This window comes from Phormidium pseudopriestleyi FRX01, assembly GCF_017313335.1.
In the GTDB taxonomy this organism is placed as follows: domain Bacteria; phylum Cyanobacteriota; class Cyanobacteriia; order Cyanobacteriales; family Laspinemataceae; genus Laspinema; species Laspinema pseudopriestleyi.
Map to the genome: position 1 here is coordinate 1 of NZ_JAFLQW010000150.1, position 4,515 is coordinate 4,515.

Annotated in this window: 5 protein-coding genes and 1 pseudogene; 2 read left to right on the forward strand and 4 right to left on the reverse strand. The window is 45.5% G+C overall.

Annotated features, from left to right (window positions below; genetic code table 11):
- Both J0895_RS05600 and J0895_RS05605 read right to left on the reverse strand, forming a co-directional pair.
- A pseudogene (locus J0895_RS05600) lies at positions 1 to 193 on the reverse strand (hydrogenase formation protein HypD); the annotation flags it as partial.
- Between the two features lie 137 nt (positions 194 to 330).
- Entirely contained in the window at positions 331 to 1,551 is a 1,221-nt protein-coding gene (locus tag J0895_RS05605; RefSeq protein ID WP_207087131.1) for an ATP-dependent 6-phosphofructokinase, read from the reverse strand.
- Positions 1,552 to 2,351: 800 nt separating this feature from the next.
- Here J0895_RS05605 and J0895_RS26920 point away from each other — a divergent pair.
- Positions 2,352 to 2,504: a nuclease A inhibitor family protein gene (locus J0895_RS26920; RefSeq protein ID WP_207087132.1), complete on the forward strand. Its 153-nt coding sequence runs from the start codon at positions 2,352 to 2,354 to the stop codon at positions 2,502 to 2,504.
- The gene (locus J0895_RS05615) at positions 2,483 to 2,893 is read left to right on the forward strand and encodes a nuclease A inhibitor family protein (protein WP_207087133.1); all 411 of its coding nucleotides are present in this window, start codon (positions 2,483 to 2,485) and stop codon (positions 2,891 to 2,893) included. The genes J0895_RS26920 and J0895_RS05615 overlap by 22 nt, the downstream gene beginning before the upstream one ends.
- A 72-nt stretch (positions 2,894 to 2,965) precedes the next feature.
- Here J0895_RS05615 and J0895_RS05620 read toward each other — a convergent pair whose 3' ends face one another.
- Both J0895_RS05620 and J0895_RS05625 read right to left on the reverse strand, forming a co-directional pair.
- On the reverse strand, positions 2,966 to 3,214 hold the full coding sequence (locus tag J0895_RS05620) for a hypothetical protein (RefSeq protein WP_207087134.1): 249 nt from the start codon (positions 3,212 to 3,214) through the stop codon (positions 2,966 to 2,968).
- Between the two features lie 136 nt (positions 3,215 to 3,350).
- Positions 3,351 to 4,238 carry a PhzF family phenazine biosynthesis protein gene (locus tag J0895_RS05625; protein WP_207087135.1) on the reverse strand — a complete coding sequence of 296 codons (888 nt, stop codon included), beginning with the start codon at positions 4,236 to 4,238 and terminating at the stop codon, positions 3,351 to 3,353.
- Positions 4,239 to 4,515: the final 277 nt, after the last annotated feature.

Here is a 4,515-nt window from a genome sequence, read left to right on the forward strand (position 1 = left end):
AGACGGGACAACCGGGACCGTGAATTAAAGTAATGTTATCTGGCAACAGTTCATCAATGCCAAATTTGACGATCGCATGGGTTTGACCCCCGCAAATTTCCATAATCGTCCAGGGACGGGTGGTAATACGGGCGATCGCCTCAGCACAATCTTGAGCAGTCGTAGCATCTCGATATTCATCTACAAATTTCATAATTTGTCATGTGTCATTTGTCATTTGTCATTTGTTGTTTGTCATTTGTCCTTGGTTGATGGGGAAGGATGGGGGATGGGGGGAAACGACTGAAGTCGTTACTACAAACTTTCCCATCCTCCCCAGCTTGCTACTGCCTAACTTACAGCAGTTGGAGTTGCTGCTGGGATGTTGCTACCGTGATGTTCCAGGGAATGTGAGGCATCTCCCACATAAATCCCCAGTGCGCGTGCAGTTTGTACCATGAATCCGTCGGGATCAACGGGAGAGGCACAGCGTTTTTCTTGGTGGCACTGTCGGACGAGTTGAATCACTAAGTCTAAGGGTTTGCTTTCGACTTTTCCGCCTTCCCAGACCACTAAGCGGTTATAATGTCCTTGTTCGATTAACTCAACCGCTTTGATGCCAAAGACAGTGGCTAAGATGCGATCGAAGGAAGATGGGGTACCGCTACGCTGTAAGTGACCCAGAACCGTTACCCGAGTGTCGATTTCGTCTAACCCGCAAAATTCGGGGCGATCGAGGGAACAAAGTTTCTGACTGTAGAGTTTAATTTGTTGCGCTACATAGTCGCCAATATTGCGATGCTGTCGCCGATCTCCATGTTTGACCCCTTCCGCCACGACAACTAGGGCAAATTTGCGCTTATCTTGACGCAGGGTAGCAATTTTATCGCAGATCTGGGCGATCGCCTTTTCATCAAGCACAGGAGTCAGTTCCGGAATTAAAATCACATCGGCACCCCCAGCAATTCCCGCATGGATTGCCAAATGTCCCGCATCCCGTCCCATCACTTCCGCTACCATGACTCGTTCATGACTCGCCGCAGTAAAGGTGAGGTTGTACAGCGCTTCGGTAACCGTATCGACAGCAGTCTGGAATCCGACTGAACGTTCAGTAAAAGGCACGTCGTTATCGATGGTTTTAGGAACCCCGATCATATTCCAATTGCCTTTGACCGCCAAATCATAGATAATGTCCAAGCTGCCATCGCCCCCGATCGCCACCAAGCCATCGAGTTCTAAGCGTTGATAGCCCTCTAAAATCTGTTGAGCCACTTCCGGTTTTTCTGTATCCCCTTTACTCAGACTTCCCAAAACACTGCCACTCAGAAATTGTAGCACGTCAAGACCCTGTAACAATCCAGGGATATCATAACCATGCTCGTTCAATTTCATGTCCTCCGGTTGGCGAGTTCCGTTGGCAACATCGATGAATCCGTCGGTGCCGTAGGGAATGCCATAGACTTCCCATCCCTTGCGGGAAGAGCATTTGACCACAGCTCTAATTACAGCGTTGAGACCGGGACAGTCCCCGCCACTGGTGAGAATACCAATTCTTTTTTTTGCGTGTGTCATAGTGCGTTTACCTGTTCACTCTCTTAATTTATTCCAAACTCCCTGCACTGAAAAAGTAACCGCGATCGCTTTTTTATTTTCCCTTTATGTTTCCCCTTCAATTTTAGCAAATCGCCCTGATCTTTTTGATTGCTGTAGCAGGGGTATTTCAAACAAAACCTAGCGTGCGGTAGCATCGTTTGCCAGGGTCTCTCTTGAGCGAAAAAAAGTTAGAACCTGGGGAAGACGCTTGCACTGCATAATCTTTGACCACTGGTTTTGATGAGTGCAGCATTGAGGGTTGATTCCTTGGCCGATTTAGTTTAGGCTGCTATCCTTCAACATTCCCCTCTTTTATATAATTTTTTCGCTCTCTTGTAAATTCTATAACAGTTTCTCCGATACCAGCTTAAATACAGATTTTTTTTATAAATTTACGGCAAACTAATTATATGCTATAATCAAAGGCTAATTAAAAAAAAATGTTAAGAATTCTTGACGATTGTCAAGACAAAAAACACCCCAGCACCTCAGCATCACGGCAATTTACCCCTTTTCTGAACTCTCCCCAACTGCCGATCCACTCCCCTAGGGACAGAAAACTCCTAAAAGCAGCAGCAACTCAAGCTGCTCATATACTATCCCCAGGTGATCCCTCAGAACTTACCCATAAACTCTGTCGTTTGTGGGGACAATTCGTTTCACCCCAGAGACGAGCAGAGTTATCCATCCCTCACTTTTGGTAGAGTTTTCGGCAGAAAATTAGGCGACAAAATCGAGGATAATCTAGGACGATTTGCTTTATTTATTATCCCTGAAAAATGAACCCTATTAATACACCCCTTGCCGAACAACTAGCAAAATTCACGAATCGATTATTTTGCATGAGTGAGTCTGAGTTTCTCTTCCCGGTGATTACCTGGGATACGGATAGGGTAATCCTAAATGATTTATGGCCTCTTTTGCTCCCCTGAGACCTTGTAGGCCGCCTTATGTTGGGGGAGAGGTCTTATTCCACAACGGATTTAGGATCTGCTATAGGGTAACCATCGAGCAATTACTAAAACTGACTTATCATCCCCCAAACACCCCAGTGAAAACCCTCGGCATTGATGAATTCTTCGCACCTGCACTAGAAGGACTCGGCAGCTTTAGTTATCTTTTAGATCAAACCCTAATCGGAAGATACCGTACCATCTACAATTACCTCACTTATTATTTGCACAATATCAAAGTGTATCAAGTTGGCACGCATCCCCTTTATATTTATATCATGGGACTCACTCGCGACGAAAATTTAGCGGGGATCGCCACCCAACTCCTCGAAACTATTCCCCAATCATCCAGAATTTACCATCAATAAGGGGAGAAAGGGAGTTACAACTCCCCCATCCTCCTAATCCTCCCCATCCTCCCCCATTCTCCCCATCCCAATCTATTGCGATCGCTCTTGCTGCAACAACTCCTCTTTAGACTCCCCCCAGTAAGCGTTATAGGTCCAGCTTTCCCGGTTACCGCTGGTTTCTAAAGACCAACGAAAAATGGCTGATTTCGGGTTAACTCCGACTTCAATCAGCTTGGCACCCATATAGTATTCCATCTGGCGTTTTTTCAAGTCTTTAAATTCTGTAGGTTTTCGACTATCCCAGCTTTGAGACATTTGTGCTTTTGTCGGTCTTGCCATTTTCCTTCTCCGATTCTCTTCTTGTACGGGTATCCTCCACTTGAGTTAGAATACCAATCTTTCTACTCTTAGCACGACAACTAGACTGTTTAAAAGTTGAATCAGGCATTGGAGTCGCTTGGTGCAACCCCTAATTTTATACAAATTCCCCCTTGGCAATGGCGATCGCCTTGCCGCCAACAGATACAGAAATCTCTTTGTTCTCTTGATGCGCCTTCAATAATATCAGCGACGGTCTCCCCATTTCATATCCCTGTTCCACTCGCAAATCAATTCCACCCTCCCCAAAATATCCATACTCCACAAGATATCCCGCCAAACAACCATTAGCACTTCCGGTTGCCGGGTCCTCGGGTACCCCTAAATAATCAGCAAACATTCTGGCACTGAGATCATTTTCGGGTTTATTCGTCTCGGGACAAAACAGAAAAATACATTTAGCCTCAGTTCCCTCGATTAATTTAAAATACTTATCTCGGTTGACTTTGGCCTTTTTTAATGCTGCGTGAGTTTTCAACGGGACAATCATAAAAGGAATCCCCGTCGAAACCTCTCGAATCGGAAACCGCAAATCCAGATCCCCAACTTCTAAATTTAAAACGGATGCCACCCGTTCCCCCTCAATTATCTGATGGAACGTCGGCGGTTTTTGCTGCATCCACAAAATATCCACAGTCTCTTGTTCATAGTGCAGAGTCACCGGAATTTGTCCGATCGCCAGATTCAAATTAACCCGTTCCACCGGCTGTTGAATTATCTCTCGTTGAATAATAAAAGCCGTGCCTAAAGTCGGATGACCGGCAAAAGGTACTTCTTGCGCCGGAGTAAAAATCCGGACATCATATCCCCCCTCTCGTTGGTCCGAAGACAGCACAAAAGTGGTCTCAGAATAATTCATTTCTTTAGCAATTTGTTGCATCTGCTCCCCAGTCAGGCCAAGGGTTCCAGTAAATACAGCAAGCTGATTGCCCTGGTATTTTTCTTCAGCGAAAACATCAACAATGTAAAAATTAAGCTTGGCCATTTTTTTTTAGTTTGCAGATTTCGTTACAGTTAGCTCTCACCGGGGATCGTAGTCCATTGCGGTCTCTATCTGAGAACCGAATCGATCCCCAGACCCACTTGATCTCTGAGGGAGTTCGGGATATGGTGTTAGGAATTCGCCCAAATGATAAATTTGTTAACCCCTTAATAACAACGCTTATGCCATTGATGGGACTGGTCTGGATGACCTGCTGTCTGAGCGGGTTGCTTACATACAGCCCAGGATTAGGGAATGCCTCCATTGCCCTGAAAAATCC